The sequence below is a fragment of the Roseateles asaccharophilus genome (assembly GCF_031458115.1).
Taxonomy (GTDB): Bacteria; Pseudomonadota; Gammaproteobacteria; order Burkholderiales; family Burkholderiaceae_C; genus Pelomonas; species Pelomonas asaccharophilus_A.
In genome coordinates, this window is record NZ_JAVDXV010000001.1 from 874,866 (window position 1) to 892,488 (window position 17,623).

General features: G+C 67.2%; 11 protein-coding genes. 8 read left to right on the forward strand and 3 right to left on the reverse strand.

The window, feature by feature from the left end:
* Positions 1 to 92 precede the first annotated feature (92 nt).
* The 4 genes from J2X21_RS03980 (at position 93) to J2X21_RS03995 (ending at position 4,968) form a co-directional block, all read left to right on the forward strand.
* A complete protein-coding gene (locus tag J2X21_RS03980; protein WP_310325133.1) occupies positions 93 to 1,109 on the forward strand; it encodes a hypothetical protein in 1,017 nt (338 codons plus the stop codon).
* Entirely contained in the window at positions 1,106 to 2,242 is a 1,137-nt protein-coding gene (locus J2X21_RS03985) for a hypothetical protein (protein ID WP_310325135.1), read from the forward strand. Before J2X21_RS03980 ends, J2X21_RS03985 begins: the two co-directional genes overlap by 4 nt.
* Positions 2,243 to 2,307: 65 nt before the next feature.
* Entirely contained in the window at positions 2,308 to 3,618 is a 1,311-nt protein-coding gene (locus tag J2X21_RS03990) for a hypothetical protein (protein ID WP_310325138.1), read from the forward strand.
* Between the two features lie 24 nt (positions 3,619 to 3,642).
* The gene (locus J2X21_RS03995; RefSeq protein WP_310325141.1) at positions 3,643 to 4,968 is read left to right on the forward strand and encodes a hypothetical protein; all 1,326 of its coding nucleotides are present in this window, start codon (positions 3,643 to 3,645) and stop codon (positions 4,966 to 4,968) included.
* Between the two features lies 1 nt (position 4,969).
* Here J2X21_RS03995 and J2X21_RS04000 read toward each other — a convergent pair whose 3' ends face one another.
* The gene (locus tag J2X21_RS04000; RefSeq protein WP_310325143.1) at positions 4,970 to 5,770 is read right to left on the reverse strand and encodes an alpha/beta fold hydrolase; all 801 of its coding nucleotides are present in this window, start codon (positions 5,768 to 5,770) and stop codon (positions 4,970 to 4,972) included.
* A gap of 123 nt (positions 5,771 to 5,893) precedes the next feature.
* Between J2X21_RS04000 and J2X21_RS04005 the strand changes: the two genes are divergently transcribed.
* Positions 5,894 to 6,970 carry an outer membrane lipoprotein gene (locus J2X21_RS04005; RefSeq protein WP_310325145.1) on the forward strand — a complete coding sequence of 359 codons (1,077 nt, stop codon included), beginning with the start codon at positions 5,894 to 5,896 and terminating at the stop codon, positions 6,968 to 6,970.
* Positions 6,971 to 6,980: 10 nt separating this feature from the next.
* Here J2X21_RS04005 and J2X21_RS04010 read toward each other — a convergent pair whose 3' ends face one another.
* Positions 6,981 to 8,294, reverse strand: coding sequence for a GGDEF domain-containing protein (locus J2X21_RS04010; RefSeq protein WP_310325147.1), 1,314 nt, complete (start codon positions 8,292 to 8,294; stop codon positions 6,981 to 6,983).
* Positions 8,295 to 8,369: 75 nt separating this feature from the next.
* Positions 8,370 to 11,168 carry a phosphoenolpyruvate carboxylase gene (gene ppc, locus J2X21_RS04015; RefSeq protein WP_310325149.1) on the reverse strand — a complete coding sequence of 933 codons (2,799 nt, stop codon included), beginning with the start codon at positions 11,166 to 11,168 and terminating at the stop codon, positions 8,370 to 8,372.
* A 938-nt stretch (positions 11,169 to 12,106) separates the two neighbouring features.
* Here ppc and J2X21_RS04020 point away from each other — a divergent pair.
* The 3 genes from J2X21_RS04020 (at position 12,107) to J2X21_RS04030 (ending at position 17,559) form a co-directional block, all read left to right on the forward strand.
* Positions 12,107 to 15,121, forward strand: coding sequence for a TonB-dependent receptor (locus tag J2X21_RS04020; protein ID WP_310325151.1), 3,015 nt, complete (start codon positions 12,107 to 12,109; stop codon positions 15,119 to 15,121).
* 162 nt (positions 15,122 to 15,283) lie between these two features.
* Positions 15,284 to 16,852, forward strand: a complete 1,569-nt coding sequence (locus J2X21_RS04025; protein ID WP_310325153.1) for a tryptophan halogenase family protein — start codon at positions 15,284 to 15,286, stop codon at positions 16,850 to 16,852.
* 11 nt (positions 16,853 to 16,863) lie between these two features.
* The gene (locus tag J2X21_RS04030) at positions 16,864 to 17,559 is read left to right on the forward strand and encodes a SapC family protein (protein WP_310325156.1); all 696 of its coding nucleotides are present in this window, start codon (positions 16,864 to 16,866) and stop codon (positions 17,557 to 17,559) included.
* Positions 17,560 to 17,623 lie beyond the last annotated feature (64 nt).

Genomic DNA, 17,623 nt, shown 5'->3' on the forward strand with positions numbered 1-17,623 from the left:
TCTGGCTGCTGTTGCGACGGCCGGAATCGGTGCCAGATGGCCGTACGGTACCCACCGCCGGCGAGCGGGCATCGGCGGCGACTGCCGCTACGTTGGCAACTGCCGACGCGGCCGCGTCAGCCGGTGCTGCACCTGTAGCCTCGACGCCGGACGACGGCAGCGTCGAGATCTGCGGCCACGGGCGTGTGAAGCGCTCGGAGCTGGAGCAGCAGCAGCCCGATCATGCGCCTGCATGGGCGAAGGTGGTCCATGAGCGCTGGGAAGTGCAGAAGGCCGAGGCGCTGCAGCGGCTTGCGGCTGGCACGCCGCGCGAGCGCGTGGCCGCGGCGCTGCTGCGTGGCGACGTGAATGCGGCCGCTGAGCTGGCCAGCGGCGCCGAGGATGGGCTGGCCTATCGCATCGCGCTGCAGGCCTGCCGGGAAGATGCTGCCTCGCGCGTTCGTGCGCCGCTCGCGTCTTCAGCGCCCATCGCGGTAGCGCCGGCGCCGGTTTCGTGTGCCGCGTTGCGGCTGGAGAAGCTGGAGCAGCTGGCGCCACGCGAAGTCTGGCCCGCGATGGCGCGCCTGATCGACGCGACCCGACGGCGCGATGCAGCCGCGCAATCGCAGCTGCTGCATCAGTTGGGCCAGGGGACCTGGCAGGCCGGTTCGCAGCGGCCGCTGACGGCCGTGGTGGCGGCGTCCATCGGTGTGCAGCCCACGCCGGGCGAGGCCAGGCTGCTGAACGAAGCGACGGGCGCGGACATGCTGGTCACCACACAGGGTTGGTTGTACGGCGTCAGCGAAGCCTGCCGGCCGCGCCAGCTGGCCGATGCGAACCGGCGCCAGCTGTGCGAGCAGGTCGCGCGGCGCATGCCTGCGTGGGTGGTGGACGGCAGCGATGCCACCGCGCTGCATGCGCTGGAGAAACAGTTGGGCCTGCCGCATTCGCCCAGGTCGATGTCGCAGGATGAAGGGCGCAAGCTGCAGGAACGCATGATGGCCGGCTTCGTGCGGGACGCGATGGATTTCAGCTGCGCTGGCTTTGCCCGCAATGCGCGGCAGTTGAAGGAGTTGGCCGTGCAGGGCGAGTTGGCGTTTCATCGGGCCGCTTCCGAGGCCGTGCGATGAGGGCGCGCGGCCGGCTGCTGATCGCCGCCGGCGTGGTGGTGCTGGCGGTCTTGTTGGCCGCGTGGCTGGGCTGGCGCCGGATGCAGCACGACGCCGATGTGGCGTTGGCTGTCGCAGCGCCCATGGCCCCGGCATCGCAGGCGATGGCCGATGCCTGGTTGCAGCCGGCGACGCAGCGGGGCGTGGCGCCGGACGCAGCAGCAGCGGCCTCCTCCGCGGCTTCGGAGAGTACGTCCATAGACATCTGTGGCGTGGGCCGGATTGATGTAGTGCAGATGCTCAGTTGGGGACCGGCGGAGATGCTGAAGGCCAAAGCGCAGGCGGACGCGCTGGAGCGGCGCAGGGATGCCGAGCTGAGCCGCATGTCCGCGCGGCTGGCGGCGGGATCGGCCAGCGAGCGCGTCGCGGCGCGGCTGCTGATGAAGGATGTCGAGGGCGCGGCGCTGCTGGCCGCGGGCTCTGGCGACGCTGCCGCCTACCGGCTCGCACTGCGTGGCTGTCGCAGCCCGCGCGACAAGCACGAGGCGCCCAGCTGCCAGGGGCTGACGGCCCAGGGCTGGCTGCGCCTGGACCCCGACGATGCACGCGCCTGGCTGGGCGTCATGGAAGAGGCGATGAACAGGTCCGACAGCGAGGCTGCGGTGCAGGCGATGGAACAGGCGCTGCGGCGCGACATGCGCGGCAGCCGCAACCCGTTGCTCACAGCCATCGCTGGCATGCCGGCTGGCAGCGATGCCCTTGGCCGTGGCCTGGCGGCGCAGGACATCAGCGTCAACGAGGTCATGATGGCCGATTTCCCCTTCCTGCACCTGGGCAGTCATTGCCGGCGTGATGCGCTGAAAGACCCGGCACGCCGCGAGCGCTGCGAACGCATCGCGCGCTGGCAGCTCGCGCAGGCGGACAACCTGAGCGACGCGGAGGGGGCTCTGAATCTTGCCGACCGCTTGGGCGTGCCCGTGGACCAACGCCCCTACACGCGAGAACAGTTGAAGCAGGGGCGGCGGATCATCGACTCGATGGTCGGGTCGGTTGGTTTCGATTGCGACAGCCTCGCCCGCACGGCCGCATGGCCGGGCCGGCTGGTGCAGCGCAGCGAGTTGCAATGGGCCTTGTCCGCGGTGCCAGGCCGGTGAAACGCTTCCTCCATGTTGTGCGCATGACCGTGTCGTCACGTTGGGGCGTCTGTGTGATTGCGCTGGTGCTCCTGCTGCTGCTTCTTGCCGCTGCGTGGTGGGGCTCTGGAGAGCGAGTCGCACGACGTGATGCGGTGGTGGCTGGCGTCGACGCTGGCGTTGCATCCGCGCCGCTGGGCGACGCCGTGGTGGCGCGTGGGTCGTCCGTGCCGGCTTCGAGCGCGTCCGCGCCGGCTGTGTCGATGGGGCGCGGCTCCACGGAATCATCCGATGCACAGGCCCGTGCCGCGCTGGTGCAGCGCATGAAGGCCGACTGGTGCGGCTTCGGCGCGGCAGAGCAGCACAGGCAGGCCGCAGCCATCATGGAAAGCGCCAGCGGCGGTATCGCGGGCAGGGAAGTGATCGCCGAGTTGAACCGGACGCCGGGCGCCCAGCTGATGGCCGAGGCGGTTGTGCAGGTCCGCCAGCGCTGGGCCACGACCTTGCAGCAGCGCGGCGACCCGCGCTCGCTGGCCGTGGCGGCCCGGCTGGGCGGCGCCGATGGCGACGAAGCCGCGGCGCGGGCGCGGTTGCAGGCGCTGGCCCACACGTCCAGCGATCCGATGGTGACCGCGCTGGCGCTGCAGTGGCCCTGCAAGTCGGCGGGCTGCCGGAACATCGATGCCGCGCAGTGGTCGCGGCTGGAGCCGGCGAATCTGCAGGCCTGGCTGGCCTTGCTGAATGACGCCCCGTCGCGCCGCACGCAGGACGCCTACGTCCTGGAGCGCGTGGCTAGCGAGGCGCGCTATTCGCGCAGCTACGCACGCGAGTTCGCGGCGCTGCTGTTCAGCCTGCCGCAGGCCGAGGCTCCGGGGCTGCTCTACGACGCGGAGATGCAGCTCATCGGTGTCGCGATGGGGGCCTGGCCGCTCGGGCCGTCGGCGCCGTTGATACGGATGTGCCGCGCCGGCATTGCCGATGCGGCCCTGCTCCAGCGCTGCGAAGCCGTTGCCGAACTGATGTGGCAGGCGGACAGCATGCTCGAACGGGGGCTGGCGCTGAGCCTCGCGCGTGACGCAGTGACCTTGCGGCCGGCTCTGAAGGCGCGCTGGGAGCCTCGGGCGCGTGAGTTGGAGGCCGTTCGGCATTGGAACTCCTCGGTCTGGGAGCTCAAGCAAGCGCCCGCACGGGAAACGATGGGGCCTTGCGATCTGTCGGCCGAGTTCAGACAGCATCTGCAGGCCAACGTGGCACAGGGCGAGTGGGAGCGGTGGCGTACCGAGATGCGGGCCGATGGCGCCGATGAAGCGGCCTTGTCGGCCGAGTGGCGTCGGCAGGCCGGGCGTGGCCTGCTGGACCCGCTGCCGGCACCCCAGCCGGCGTCGGGCGCGCGCTGACGCCTGCACCTCTATGCTGTGTGCATGAAGGTGAAGTTACGTCACCGCCTCGGGGCCGGCGCTCTGCTGTTGTTGGTCGCCGCTGTGTGGTGGGCCGGCGGTGAGCGAGGTCGGTTGCACGATGCCCAGGCGGCCCGCGTGGCGTCGGAGGCGGCGTCGGCGCCGATGGGGAGCGCCGTGTCCGCCCGTGCGCTGGTCAGGCCGGCTTCGGCGGCGTCCGCGGTGCCTGGCCTGGAGGCGCGCAACACTGAGTCGCTTGAGGGACTGGATAGAGCCGGGCTGAAGCAGCGCATGAAGGCTGACTGGTGCGGCTTTGGTGTGGCGGAATTCAACCGGCAGCGCCAGGCCGCCTATGACAGGGCCAAGGCCAATCGCAGCGGCACGCAAGCGGGCGCTGCCGACGAGGCCGAGGGGACGCCCGGGGCAGAAGTCCTGGCCGAGGCGCAGGCCGAGGTGCGCCGACGCTGGGTGCAGGCGTTGGCGCAGCGCGGCGATCCCCGCTCGCGGGCCGTGGCGGAGCTATTGGGCGGCGCGGACGGTGACGACGCGAAGTCGAGTGCGCGGCTGCAGGCGCTGGCGCGGACCTCCAGCGACCCGATGGTGACGGCGATGGCATTGCAGAGACCTTGCGAGCCGCATGCGTGCGCCAACATCGAGATGTCGCAGTGGTCGCGCCTGGAACCGGCGAATCTGTTGAGCTGGTTGGCGCTGCTGCGCGATCCAGGTGCCGGTGAACCACGACGAGACCAGGCGGACTACGTGCTGGAGCGCGCGGCCAGCGAGGCGCGCTATTCGCGCACCTATGCGCGTGAGCTGTTTGAGGTGTTGTCCAGCCTGCAAGAGGCCGGGCGGGGCGGGTTGGCCGTGGATGCGGAACTGAAGCTCTACGGGCATGTCCTTGCCGGGCAGATGTTCGATCACGTCGGCACGGTGAGGACGCTGTGTCGGGAGACGCCGCCAATGGATGTGACCACCGTGCAGCGCTGCACGGCGGTGCTGGAGGCGCTGTGGTCGGGCGACACCACGCTGGAACGGTTGTTTGCCCTCGTCACTGCGAAGGGCATGTTTCCTGCTCAACCCGCGCTGCGAGCGCGCTGGGATCCGCGGCTGCGCGAGTACGAGGCTGTGACCGAGTGGCGCAGGGAGCAGATGTCCTCGCCCAAGGGGGCGCACTGCGAGAGGACGATCGAGATGCGCAAAACGGTGCGGCAGGCAGCGGAGCACGGCGAGTGGGGCCAGGTGCGCGCCGAGATGCAGGCGGCCGGTGCGGATGACGCGGCACTTTCGGCACGTTGGCGCCGCGGGGCAGACCCCGTCGCGTCGTCGCCCCCCGCCTCGAGCGTGCGTTGACTCAGGCCGCGCTGCTCTGCACGCGCCGCAGCGCCGCCAGCAGCAGCGGATTCACGCGTGCCGCGTCGCCGATGGGCGCCAGATGGGCCGCGCCCTCCAGCACGTCCAGCCGGGCCTGGGGCAGCTTGGTGGCCAGCGTCTGCGCCACGCGGCGTGCGCTGGCGCGTGTGGCGCCGCCGCAGATCAGCTGCACCGGTATCCGCAGCGCGGTGAGCTGCGCGTCGCTCCAGCGCGCCGCCGACAGAGCCTCGAAGTGGCGGCGGATGGTGGGCATGGGCTCGGCCAGCCGGGTGCGCTGGCCTTCGTCCAACTCGGGCCAGACGTCGCGGCCCTGCCAGTAGCCGACGAAGCCGCGCGCGGCGCCGTCCAGATCGCCGCGGTCCAGCGCCGTGGCAACGTCAGCGGCGACCTGGCGGGCTTCCAGCCACTCGGGCAGGTCTTCGTCCAGCACGCCGAAGGCGACCGGCTCATACAGCGTCAGCGAGCGCACGCGTTGCGGTTGTTGCAGGGCGAGCTGCAGAGACACGGCGCCGCCGTAGCTGTGGCCCATCAGATGGAAGGGTTGATCGGGTGGCAGGGCCAGGCCGGCCAGCACACTGTCGGCCTCGAAGCTCAGGCTGCTTGCGACATCGGCGGGCCAGCCGGGGCGGCCGCCGTGGCCCAGCAGGTCGGGCGTGTGCCATGGCCAGCCGATGCCGGCCTCGCCGGCATCGGCCAGCAGGCGGCGCCATTGCTTGCCCCCTGCGCCACTGGAGTGCAGGCAGACGATGGGCAAGCTGGACGTAACAAGGGTGTCGGTCATCAAGAACTCCGTGACAGCCGCGCATCGTAGGCCGTGGCCTACCGCCGTGCAGCCGGCTCACCGATTCCGGCGCGCCGGGGTGGCGGGCTAGGCTGGGATTCCACAACACTGAAGGAGCGCGCCATGAAGCACGCCAATCGATTCTCGTCAGCAGCCCTGGCCTGTGCGCTGGTGGCTGGCTCGCCGTTCGGGGTGCCTGTCGTCGAGGCGCAGACCAGCAGCCGCAACGCCGCCGCGGCGCTGCGCGTGACCGGCTTCGACGTGGAGCAGGTCGATAGGCTCGAGCCGGGCGCCGAGTTGAACTTCACCGTCTGGGGCACGCCGGGTGCGACGGTGCTGCTGCAGATCGATGGCAGCCGCCGCCAGGTGCGGCTGGACGAGACGACCGCGGGCCGCTACCAGGGCAGCTATGTGGTGGGCCGCTCGGACCGCATCAGCCAGGACTCGCGCGTGCACGCCAACCTGCGCGCCGGCAACCGTGTGGCCACCGCCACGCTGGGCGAGGCGCTGCAGGTGGGTTGGCCGTTGCCGGGCGAGGCGGCGCTGCCGGAGATCCAGTCGGTGGCCGTCGTGCGCGAGCCCAACCGGGGCCGCACGGAGGCGCTGCGCTACACGGTGCGCGGCACGCCGGGCGGGCAGGCGTCGGTGCAGCTGCGAGGCAGCCAGGCGCGCAACGTGATGCTGGAAGAGGTTCGCCCGGGTGAGTACTCGGGCGTGTATGTCCTGCCGCAGGGCGCCTGGGTGGACACGCAGCAGCCGCTGGTGGCGCAGCTGCGCCAGGGCAACCGTTCGGCGCAGAGCAGCGTCTCCAATGCGTATGCGGGCGCTGGCCTGCGCGCCACGCGTGCCGGCTATGACAGCTGTCTGGACTGCGCGACGGTGCAGGCGGTGAACCAGGTTGTTATGGACGGTGACGGCAAGGTGCTGGGCACCGTGGCCGGCGGCGTGCTGGGGGCCGTGGTGGGCAGCCAGTTCGGCAAGGGCGATGGCCGCACGGCCGCCGGCGTGGCCGGCGCGGTGGGCGGCGCGCTGCTGGGCCGCGAGATCCAGAAGCGCCACAACCAGCGCACGCAGCACGAGGTGGTGGTGCGCATGAACGACGGCACGCAGCGCACGATGGTCTATGCCGAAGCGCCGGCGTTCCGCGTGGGCGACCGCGTGCGCGTGGTGGGCGAGACGCTGGAGATGGCGGCGCGCTGAGTGCGTCGCATCAGCCGGTGAGGGCGCCTTCCGCGATGACAAGGTTGCGCCCCTCGGCCTTGGCCCGGTAGAGGGCCGCGTCGGCGGCGGCGAACACCTGCTCCAGCGGGCGTTCGCCGTTGTCCATCGCGGCGACGCCGAAGCTGGCCGTCACGCGCAGGCCGTCGCCGAAGTCGTGGCCGGCGATGAGCGCGCGCAGCTTCTCGGCAATGCCCAGGGCCTGGGGCAGCTGCGTGTCGCGGCAGACCAGCAGGAACTCCTCACCGCCCCAGCGGCCCAGCAGGTCTTGCGCTCGCACATGGCGGCGCACCAGCTCGGCCAGGCCGGCCAGCACGCGGTCGCCGGTCTGGTGGCCATGGGTGTCGTTGACGGCCTTGAAGTGGTCGATGTCGATGAGCACCAGGCCCAGCGGGTGCTGGTGCGTGCGCCAGTCGGCCAGCGCCTGCTGCAGCACGTCCTCCAGCCCCTTGCGGTTGAAGGCGCCGGTGAGTGCATCGGTGGTGGCCATCTGCACCAGCTGCTCGCTGCGCGCGTTCAGCACGCGGTTGATCTCGTGCAGCTCCTGGGACTGCTGGCGCTGCGTGCGCACGACGGTTTGCAGGCGCACGAGGCGCATGAACAGGTAGAGCAGCGCCAGGCCCAGCCAGATGCTCATGATGAGGAGGTACCAGCGCTCGGTGGACAGATGCTGCACGTCGTACTCCACCTTGTGCAGCACGAAGCGGTAGTCGCCCAACGGCGCCTCGGTGCCGGTGACGATTTCGAGCGCGATGACGTTGCTGAAGTCCGGCCGACCCAGGTGCGGTGCGATGTGGAACTGCTGCATCCACCAGTTGGCGACGACGAAGTTGTGCAGGTCCACCTCGACCATGCCGTCCTGGATGGACGACGCGTTGATCTCGATGTGGTTGTACTTGGCCGATTCCTGCTCGCCCTGCGGAATGCCGTAGGCGGGGCTGGCGTTGCGCAGCTGGATCTTGATCGTGCTGGCGGGGCCCTGGTAGTCCAGCCACAGCCGCATGCGGCGCACCTCGCTGAGGTCGATGCCGTGCAGGCGCTGTGGGTCGAAGCGCAGCGCGATGCCGCAGTAGGGGTAGCGATAGCGCTCGTGCAGCGTGCACTGCAGCTCGAAGCCTTTGGACGGGCCGCGCCTGACCTCGCTGTTGCCGCCGTTGCTGCGGTCTGACATCGGCTCGGTGAGGGTAGGCGCACCGGGCGTGATGACCCGGGCCTGCTGCAGCAGCACCTCGGAGAACTGCACCGCGGCGATGCTGAGCAGCATCAGCAGCAGCAGGCTGTACTCGAAACGCCACCGGAGCCCCATGCGGCGGACTCTAGCGCGCGACCCCGCCCAGGGCCACGTCTTGCGGCCCGGGGTGCGACTTGCTACCGCCGGGATTTACCCGGTGTTGCGCAGGCCGGCGGCGATGCCGTTGATGGACAGGTGGATGCCGCGCTGCACGCGTTCCATGGCCGGATCGTCCTTCTCGATGCGGCGGTAGCGGCGCATCAGCTCGACCTGCAAATGGTTCAGCGGGTCGATGTAGGGGAAGCGGTGCTCGATGGAGCGGGCCAGCGACGGGTTGGCCGCCAGGCGCTTGGCGTCGCCGGTGATGAGGTTGAGCATGGCCTGCGTGCGCTCGAACTCTTCCTTGATGGCGGCGAAGATGCGCTTGCCCAGCTTCTTGTCCTCCACCAGCTCCACGTAGCGCTCGGCCAGCGCCAGGTCGGCCTTGGCCAGCACCATGTCGAGGTTGGACAGCAGCGCGCGGAAGAAGGGCCAGCCCTTCAGCATGCGCTTGAGCAGGGCCAGGTTCTTGGCGCGCTGGGCCGGGTCGTCGCCGAGGAAGGCCTCGACACCGGACCCGAAGCCGCACCAGCCCGGCAGCGCCACGCGGGCCTGGCCCCACGAGAAGCCCCAGGGGATGGCGCGCAGGTCTTCGATGGCGCGGGTGGCCTTGCGCGATGCGGGGCGCGAGCCGATGTTCAGCTCGGCGATCTCGCGGATGGGGGTGCTGGCGAAGAAGTAGTCCGCAAAGCCGGTGGTGCCGTAGACCAGCTTGCGGTAGGCGTCGAAGCTGGCGTCCGACAGCGCCTGTGCGGCCTGCAGAAAGCCCTTGGGCGCGCTTTGCGTAGGGTGCAGCAACGTGGCTTCCAGCGTGGCGGCCACCAGCGTCTCCAGGTTGCGCCGGCCGATCTCGGGGTGGGCGTACTTGGAGGCGATGACCTCACCCTGCTCGGTCAGGCGGATCTGGCCGTTCACGGTGCCCGGGGGCTGGGCCAGGATGGCCTGGTAGCTGGGGCCGCCGCCACGGCCCACGGTACCGCCGCGGCCATGGAACAGGCGCAGCGTGATGGGGCCGACCTTCTTCAGCTCGTCGAACAGCTCGACCAGCGCGATCTCGGCGCGATACAGCTCCCAGGACGACGTGAACATGCCGCCGTCCTTGTTGCTGTCGGAGTAGCCCAGCATGATGTCCTGCTCGCCGCCGGAGCGGTCCACCATGCCGCGGATGCCGGGCAGCGCGTAGAACTCGCGCATGATGGTGGGCGCGATGCGCAGGTCGCCGATGGTCTCGAATAGCGGCACGATGATGAGATCGCTGGTGGCGTAGCCGTCCAGCGTGCCACGCAGCAGGCCGGTTTCCTTCAGGAGCAGCGCGACCTCCAGCAGGTCGGAGACCGACTCGGTGTGCGAAATGATGTAGTGGCGCAGCGACTCACGACCGAAGCGCGCCAGCGCCTCGCGGGCCGCTTCGAACGTGGCGAGTTCGCCCAGCGTCTTGTCGGTGTAGAGCGCGCCGATGACGCGCAGCGGGCGGGCATCGCTGAGCAGCTTCAGCAGCAGCGCGCGCTTAGGCCCCTCGTCCAGTGCGGTGTAGTCGCTCTCGATGCGGGCCGCGGCCAGCAGCTCGGCCAGCACCAGTTCGTGCTGGTCGCTGCTCTGGCGCAGGTCCAGCGTGGCGAGGTGGAAGCCGAACACCTGCACCGCGCGGATCAGCGGCGCCAGGCGCGGCGCGATCAGCGCCTCGGCGTGGTGGCTCTTCAGCGAGGCCTCCAGCGTGCGCAGGTCGGTCAGCAGCTCGTCGGGCGAGCGGTAGGGGTTCTGCGGTGCGACCGCGTGGCGCAGCGCTTCGGTGCCGGTCAGTTCGTGCAGCGTGGCGGCCAGGCGGGCGTACATGCCGGTCAGCGCGCGGCGGTAGGGTTCGTCCAGCCGGTGCGCGTTCTGATCGGGGCTGCGCTCGGCCAGCGCCTGCATCTCGGGCGACACGCCGGTCAGGCGCAGCGAGATGGACAGCTCGGCGCCCAGTTCGTGCAGTTCGGTCAGGTAATGGCGCAGCGCCACCTCGCTCTGGCGCTGCATGGCGCGCTTCAGCGTCACGGCGCCCACGTTGGGGTTGCCGTCGCGGTCGCCGCCGATCCAATGCCCCATGCGCAGGAAGCTGGGCAACTTTTCGCCGGGCAGGTGTTCTTCCAGCTCGGCGTAGAGCTTGGGAATCTGGCGCAGGAAGGTCGAGTGGTAGTAGGACAGCGCGTTCTCGATTTCGTCGGCCACCGTCAGCTTGGAATAGCGCAGCATGCGCGTCTGCCACAGCTGCGTGATGCGGGCACGCAGCAGCGCTTCGGCCTCGCGCAGTTCGCGTTCGGTGCCTGCGCGGTCTCGTGCTTCCAGCAGGCCCGCGACGGCGCGCTCGGCGTCCAGGATGCTCTTGCGCTGCACCTCGGTCGGGTGGGCGGTCAGCACGGGCGAGATGAAGCCGCGCTGCAGCACCTCGGCGATCTCGGTCGGCCGGATGCCTGCTTCGTGCAGGTGCTCCAGGCAGTAGGCCAGCGAGCCCGGCTGCAGGCTGCCGGCGCGCTCGTGCACATCGCGGCGGCGGATGTGGTGACGGTCTTCGGCGATGTTGGCCAGGTGCGAGAAATAGCTGAAGGCACGGATGACGCTGACGGCCTGATCGCCGGACAGGCTCTTCAGCAGCTTGTCGAAGCGCTTGCCTGCCTCCTTGTCGTGCTTGTGCCGGTAGGCGACCGACAACTGGCGGATGCGCTCGACCAATTCATAGGCTTCGCGGCCTTCCTGCTCGCGGATGACGTCGCCGAGGATTCGACCCAGCAACCGGATATCGGCTACCAACGGCTCGTTTTTGTCGGCTTTCTTGTCGATTTCGGGGCGGGCAGGGGCGGCTCGTGAAGGCATGGCGGGTCGTCCGAGAAATTGGCGATTCAAAAAAGTAACGAAGTTACCTGCGTGTGACTCTAGCAGTTTCTTCGTCTGCAGACCTTTCGTTGTTGGGTGTCTGCAAGCCCACGGTCGCCTGAGTCCGCTGCGGGTTTTCCAGATGTGGGCCATGGGAAATGCGGCTTTGCGCGGGTTGACCGATGTCGGCTTCGAGCCGGGCGAAGTTCGCGTTGCGTACTTACGGGGTGCCGCGGTGCGCTTGCAGTCGTCCGGAGTGCACACGCATGAAACGCGCCGGAGAAGGAGCATCGGGATGCGAGGCCACGCAGCGGCTGCGACTGGTCGAGGCGGGCAAGGGGGCGAGGGAGCCGGACTGGATCAACAAGGCGCTCGCCGTTGCTGCGACGTGTCCACAGCGCGTATCGCCCTTGCGGTCCGAGGCGCATCGCCAGCGAGCTTGGCGCACTTCCCCGGACAGCTTCGGCATGGTGCCTGTGCGCCATGTTGTGGCGCGCAGGCACCATGCCGGGTAAACCAGACTGTCTGTGCAATTGAACGCCGCTAGTGAATGGGATATCGTAGACAACGTTGTCTATTTCGGAAGTCAGCGCTTGTGACGGTCGTGGATCGGAAGGTCTGAGATCGCTAACATGCTCGTCTCGACTTTTGTTGAGCCGTCCGGTTCATTTCCTGCGGTGATCGAGTGAACGTTGGCTTCTTTCTGCGATGTTGTGGAATGTGGACAGCGCTGCCTCGACTCGTGAAAACCCCAGGGGAATGAGTCTGGGTGAGTCAATAAAGTACGAGTCACGCTTGACCAAGGCACTTGTGCGCAAGTGAATTGGTAGCGATAACAAATGCTGACATCCGCAGACTGCAAAGTCGTCGTGAAGTCGGCCCGGTTCGGGTCGTTAAGCAAAGCAAGGAGACAAATGAAACACCCTCAGAGTTCCAAGATGCGGCACCAAGCCCAGCGGGCGCGGCTGAAGCCGATCGCCTGGGCTTCGTCGGTCACGCTGCTGGCCGGCGTGTCCGCAGTGCAAGCTCAACAAGTCCCGGCTGCCCCCACTGCGCTGGAGACCGTCGTCATCACGGGTATTCGCAAGTCGCTTGACAGCGCTGTCACGCTGAAGCGTGAATCGCGCGGTCTGGTTGATGGCATCGTGGCCGAAGACATCGGCAAGTTCCCCGACACCAACCTCGCCGAATCGATGCAACGCATCGCCGGCGTGTCCATCGACCGCAATTCCAGCGGCGAAGGTTCGAAGGTGACGGTGCGCGGTGTCGGCCCGGACTTCAACATGGTGCTGCTGAACGGCCGTCAAATGCCGACGGCGGTCATCAACCCGTTGAACCAGGGCGCCAGCGGCTCGCGCGCGTTTGACTTCGCCAACCTGTCCTCTGATTCGATTTCAGCGCTCGAAGTCTTCAAGACCGCTCGTTCGGAGACGCCGACGGGTGGCATTGGCGCCACGATCAACGTCAAGACGGCGCGCCCGCTGGATGTGCGCGAGCGCATCGCCAGCGTCGGCATCAAGGCCAACTTCGATGATTCGAACAACCGCCTTCCCGAGTCGTTCAAGGGCGACAAGGTCACGCCGGAAATCTCCGGCATCTACAGCGACACCTTCGGCAATCGCACGCTCGGCATCGCGATCAGCGGCAGCTACTCCAAGCGTGCTTCGGGTTCCAACAACGCGTACACGCAAAACGGTTGGCACACGAACAATCCGAACGTCATGAACGTTGTCCCGTCCAGCAACATTCCGGTCAAGCCGACCGGCCTGTATGCAACGACGAACGACATGCGCTACTCGATCACGGCGCTGGACCGTGAGCGACTGAACGGCCAGGTGACGCTGCAGTTCGCGCCGACCAAGGACCTGAAGTTCACTGTCGATCACACCATGGCCGTCAATACGGTCAAGGCAAAGAATTCAGAGAATTCGGCCTGGTTCAACAATGAGTTTTCCGGTCCGCTGGGCAGCAGCCCGGCCACCAAGTTCACGACCGGCCCGGTTCAGGCTCCCATCGTCCAGACCGTGGTTTGGAATGGGACACACGATTACGGGATGAATATTGGCCAGTTTGCACAGAAGAGCAAGCTGGATTCCACGGGTTTCAACGTGGATTGGAAAGTCAGTGACGCATTGCGGTTCGAACTGGATGCGCACCATTCCAAGGCCAAGACGACGCCGGACAGCCCTTATGGCACGTATGCCATCCTGGACCTGGCCCTGTTCAACCAGGGCAATATCACGGCGTACTACGACAAAGACCTGCCGATCATGCAATCGCCGGGTTTGGTCTATGACGCCAACAAGACCACGGTGACGGGTTCGCAGTTCAACAGCAACTTGAGCGATCAAGGGGTTGATCAGGTTCAACTGCGCGGCACTTATCGGTTGAGCGCTGATGACAAACTGATTGCCGGCCTTGGTTTCTCGAAGTTGAAGAACCGCTCGGCAAGCGTGAACAACTTCCACGGCGACTGGAGCGGCGTGGGTCCGCAGGGTTCGTTCAAGAACGTTCCGGTGGCCATCGACAGCCTGGGTGGTTTCTTCTCGCGCATTCCCGGCCATGACGATCCCCGGTTGTTCCCCCACTTCTTCACGCCCGACTTCAACGGCGTCCTGAAGCAGGCGATCGCCAACTCCCAGGTCTCCGGCACCCAGAGCACGGGGAACGTGCCGTTCACGAAGGAGCGCGCTGAGGCCTACTTCCGCGCACTGACCGACTACAGCACCGGCAACGACTGGCGCACCACGGAAAAGTCCACCTCGGCGTTTGGCCAGTGGGACCATTCCTTCGATACCGCCGTTCCGATGAATGTGTCGGTGGGGTTGCGCTATGAGTCCACCAAGGTGGAATCTGCCTCCCAGGTCATCTCCTATTCGGGTACGAACTGGAATGCCGAGAACGAGGTGATTCTCACCGGCGGTACCAGCAGCTTTGGCAGCAAGTCGGGTAAATACAATTACTGGCTGCCGAGCATTGACTGGGATGCCGACCTGACGGACAAGATCAAGGTTCGCGCCAGCTACGGTGTCAATATTGGTCGTCCGGGTTGGGATCAGATGCTGGGCGGTATCACCCTGAATCAGGTTGCCAACCGTTCCACCGGCGGCAATGGTTCGACGGGCGATCCGGCGTTGAAGCCCCTGAAGTCCAAGAATCTCGACCTGTCGGCTGAGTTCTACTACGCGAAGTCGAGTTACGCCGCTGTCGGTGCCTTCTACAAGAAGGTTTCTGACTTCATCGGCGCGACGACCGTCACCACGACCGTTCCCGGGTTGAATCAGCCGGCCAGCGGAACTTGCTACAACGCAGCCCGGGCCGCAGGCCATACGACGGCAATCGCCATCCGCAATTACATTTTCAATAATTGCAATGGCCAATCTGGCGTGACGATCACCAATGGCTCCAATCCGGCCTTCATCATTGGTGACATCACGGGAGCGGTGGCTGGTGCACAGCCCATGGTGTTCCAGATCAACAGCTACGCCAATGGTGCTGGGGACAACATCAAGGGCCTGGAACTCAACTTCCAGCACATGTTCGGCAACAGCGGCTTCGGTGTTTCGGGCAACTACACGTATGTGAAGAGCGGGCTGAATTTCAACAACGCCAGCACAGGCACGCAGGCTCCGCTGCCCGGACTCAGCGATTCCGCCAACCTGGTCGGTTTCTACGAGAACGAGTCGTGGTCCATCCGCGCTGCCTACAACTGGCGCGACAAGTTCCTCGCCGCCCGTACGTATGACAACGCCAACGACCCGATCTACACCGAGGCTTACGGCCAGGTTGACATGTCCATCGGCTACAAGATCGGCAAGAACCTGACCCTTCAGGCTGACCTGCTGAACCTGAATGACGGCTACATCCGTCAGCACAGCCGCACCAAGGAAATGCTGGTATCGGCGCAGCAAACCGGTCGTCGTTACCTGATCGGTGCCCGCTATCGTTTCTGAGCGATAGGCATGGTCGCTCGGTGATCACCCCTCGGGGGTGGTTTTCCGAGTGGCTGACATTGGCCGGGGCGGGCGCGCAACGCCTGCCTCGGCCAAATTTCTTTGCAGAATTCCTTGGTCTTCGCGGCTCGCAAGGTCGCCGCACAGACCATACTTTTCGGGATGAATTCCGAGTTGACAGCGGTTCGACGCATCGTGGTGCTGGGTGGCGGGTCGGCCGGTTGGCTGACGGCAGCGACGCTGGCCGCTGAACTGGGCGGCGAGGGCGCGGATGCGCTGCAGATCACGCTGATCGAGTCACCCGACGTGCCATCCATCGGCGTGGGCGAGGGCACCTGGCCCACGATGCGCGCCACGTTGCACCGCATCGGCCTTACCGAGGTCGAACTGATCCGTGAGTGCGATGCGGCGTTCAAGCAGGGGTCGCGCTTTGACGGCTGGCTGCATGGCGGCGAAGGCGACCATTACTACCACCCGTTCACGCTGCCGCACGGCCATGGCGATGTGGACCTCGCCAGCGCCTGGTTGCAGGGCAGTCGCGAGCAGGGCTTTGCCGAAAGCGTCGGCCCCCAGCCGCATCTGTGCAACGTCCACCTGGCGCCCAAGCAGACGACGACGCCCGAGTTCGGCGGCGTCCTGAACTACGGCTATCACTTCGACGCCGTCAAGCTGGGTCATCTGTTGCAGCGGCATGCGGCGGCCAAGCTGGGCGTGCGCCACATCGTCGACCACTTCACCGCCGTGCGCTCGCACGAGAACGGCGACCTCGCCGCGCTGACGACCCGCGCGCATGGCGACATCGAAGGCGACCTCTTCATCGACTGCTCGGGCCTCGCCAGCCTGCTGCTGGGTCAGCACTACGGCGTGGGCTTGCGCTCCGAGAAGGGCGTGCTGTTCAACGACAGCGCGCTGGCCGTGCAAGTGCCGCACGCCGATGCGCAGGCGCCGCTGGCCTCGGCCACCATCTCCACCGCGCATGCCGAAGGCTGGACCTGGGACATCGCGCTGCCCACGCGCCGCGGCATCGGCCTGGTGTTCTCCAGCAGCCACACCGACGACGCCGCCGCCGAGCGCGCGTTGCTTAATCATCTGCAACGCAATGGGCTGTCGCTCGGCGACGCAACGCCGCGCCGGCTGCGCTTCAGCCCCGGCTACCGCGAGCAGTTCTGGCATCGCAACTGCGTCGCCGTCGGGCTGGCGGCCGGCTTCATCGAACCGCTGGAGGCGTCGGCGCTGGCGCTGGTGGAACTGTCGGCCGCCTTCATCCGCGACGAGATGCCGGCCGACCGCGCCAACATGGACATCGTCGCCAAGCGCTTCAACGAGGCCTTCGCCTACCGTTGGTCGCGCATCATCGATTTCCTGAAGCTGCATTACGTGCTGAGCCGCCGCGAAGATGCCGATGGCGCCGACTACTGGCGAGAGCACCGCTCGCCCGCCACGCAACCCGACTCGTTGCGCGAGCTGTTGCAGCTGTGGCGCCACCGCGCGCCGTCGCGCAACGACTTCTATCGCGTGGAGGAAGTCTTTCCCGCGGCGAGCTACCAGTACGTTCTCTACGGCATGCAGTTCCAGCCCGCCTCGCGTGCACTGCGCGCCGACAGGCTGGCCGCCGCCCAGGCCGGCATGAAGGACGTGCCGACAATCACCCGACGCTTGCTGGGCGCTCTGCCCCGGCACCGCGACCTCATCCAACACATCCGCGCGCACGGCATGCCGCCGGCCGCATAAGACGAGACCCCATGCTGCAACTGCTCAACAACGTCCAGCACAAGGACTTGCGCGTCATCACCCAGCGCGGCGCGCAATGGGGCGATGACTTCATGTCGGCGCCCGTCACGGTGGACGAGTTCCGCAAGCTCCAGGCGCATTACCCCATCGTCTTCCAGCCGGACGACAAGGGTGGTTTCGTGCCGACCGCGCTGTTCGGCCTTCAGCACGGGCAGAACCTGTTCCTGGACGGGCAGGGCTGGGATGCTGATTACCTGCCGCTATCGGTGCAGCGCCTGCCGTTTTCCATCGGCATTGCCGACGACGAGCTGCGCATGATGGTCGACATGGACAGCAAGCGCATTGCGTCCGGCGCCGAGGGCGAGGCCGTGTTCCTGCCGCAAGGGGGCATGACCGACTTCATCGAGAACGCCAATGCGGTTTTGCATGCGCTGCACGAGGGCCTGCAAGCGACGACGGATTTCGTTCAGACGCTGATGCGGTACGAACTGCTGGAGTCCTTCGTGCTTGACGTCGAGCGCCCGGACGGTTCGCGAGGCCAGCTGGTGGGTTACTACATCCTCAACGAGGAGCGCCTCGCCGCGCTGGATACGGCCACCGTGGGTCTGCTGCACCAGGCCGACTACCTGCAGCCCATCTACATGGCCATCGCGTCGCTGTCCAACTTCAGGGCGCTGATCAAGCGCCATCTTGCCCGCGAGGCCTGATGAAACGAAAGCCCCTCGCCCAACTGAGCTTCGCTGAACGCGAGCGCATCTGGTCGGTCCCCCG

Bases quoted from the DNA above. Each gene is read 5' to 3' on its own strand.
- J2X21_RS04030 (WP_310325156.1), top strand. From the start codon at position 16,864: ATGCTGCAACTGCTCAACAACGTCCAGCACAAGGACTTGCGCGTCATC.
- J2X21_RS04000 (WP_310325143.1), bottom strand. From the start codon at position 5,770: ATGACCGACACCCTTGTTACGTCCAGCTTGCCCATCGTCTGCCTGCAC.
- J2X21_RS04005 (WP_310325145.1), top strand. From the start codon at position 5,894: ATGAAGCACGCCAATCGATTCTCGTCAGCAGCCCTGGCCTGTGCGCTG.
- J2X21_RS04020 (WP_310325151.1), top strand. From the start codon at position 12,107: ATGCGGCACCAAGCCCAGCGGGCGCGGCTGAAGCCGATCGCCTGGGCT.
- J2X21_RS04025 (WP_310325153.1), top strand. From the start codon at position 15,284: ATGAATTCCGAGTTGACAGCGGTTCGACGCATCGTGGTGCTGGGTGGC.
- ppc (WP_310325149.1), bottom strand. From the start codon at position 11,168: ATGCCTTCACGAGCCGCCCCTGCCCGCCCCGAAATCGACAAGAAAGCC.
- J2X21_RS04010 (WP_310325147.1), bottom strand. From the start codon at position 8,294: ATGGGGCTCCGGTGGCGTTTCGAGTACAGCCTGCTGCTGCTGATGCTG.
- J2X21_RS03985 (WP_310325135.1), top strand. From the start codon at position 1,106: ATGAGGGCGCGCGGCCGGCTGCTGATCGCCGCCGGCGTGGTGGTGCTG.
- J2X21_RS03995 (WP_310325141.1), top strand. From the start codon at position 3,643: ATGAAGGTGAAGTTACGTCACCGCCTCGGGGCCGGCGCTCTGCTGTTG.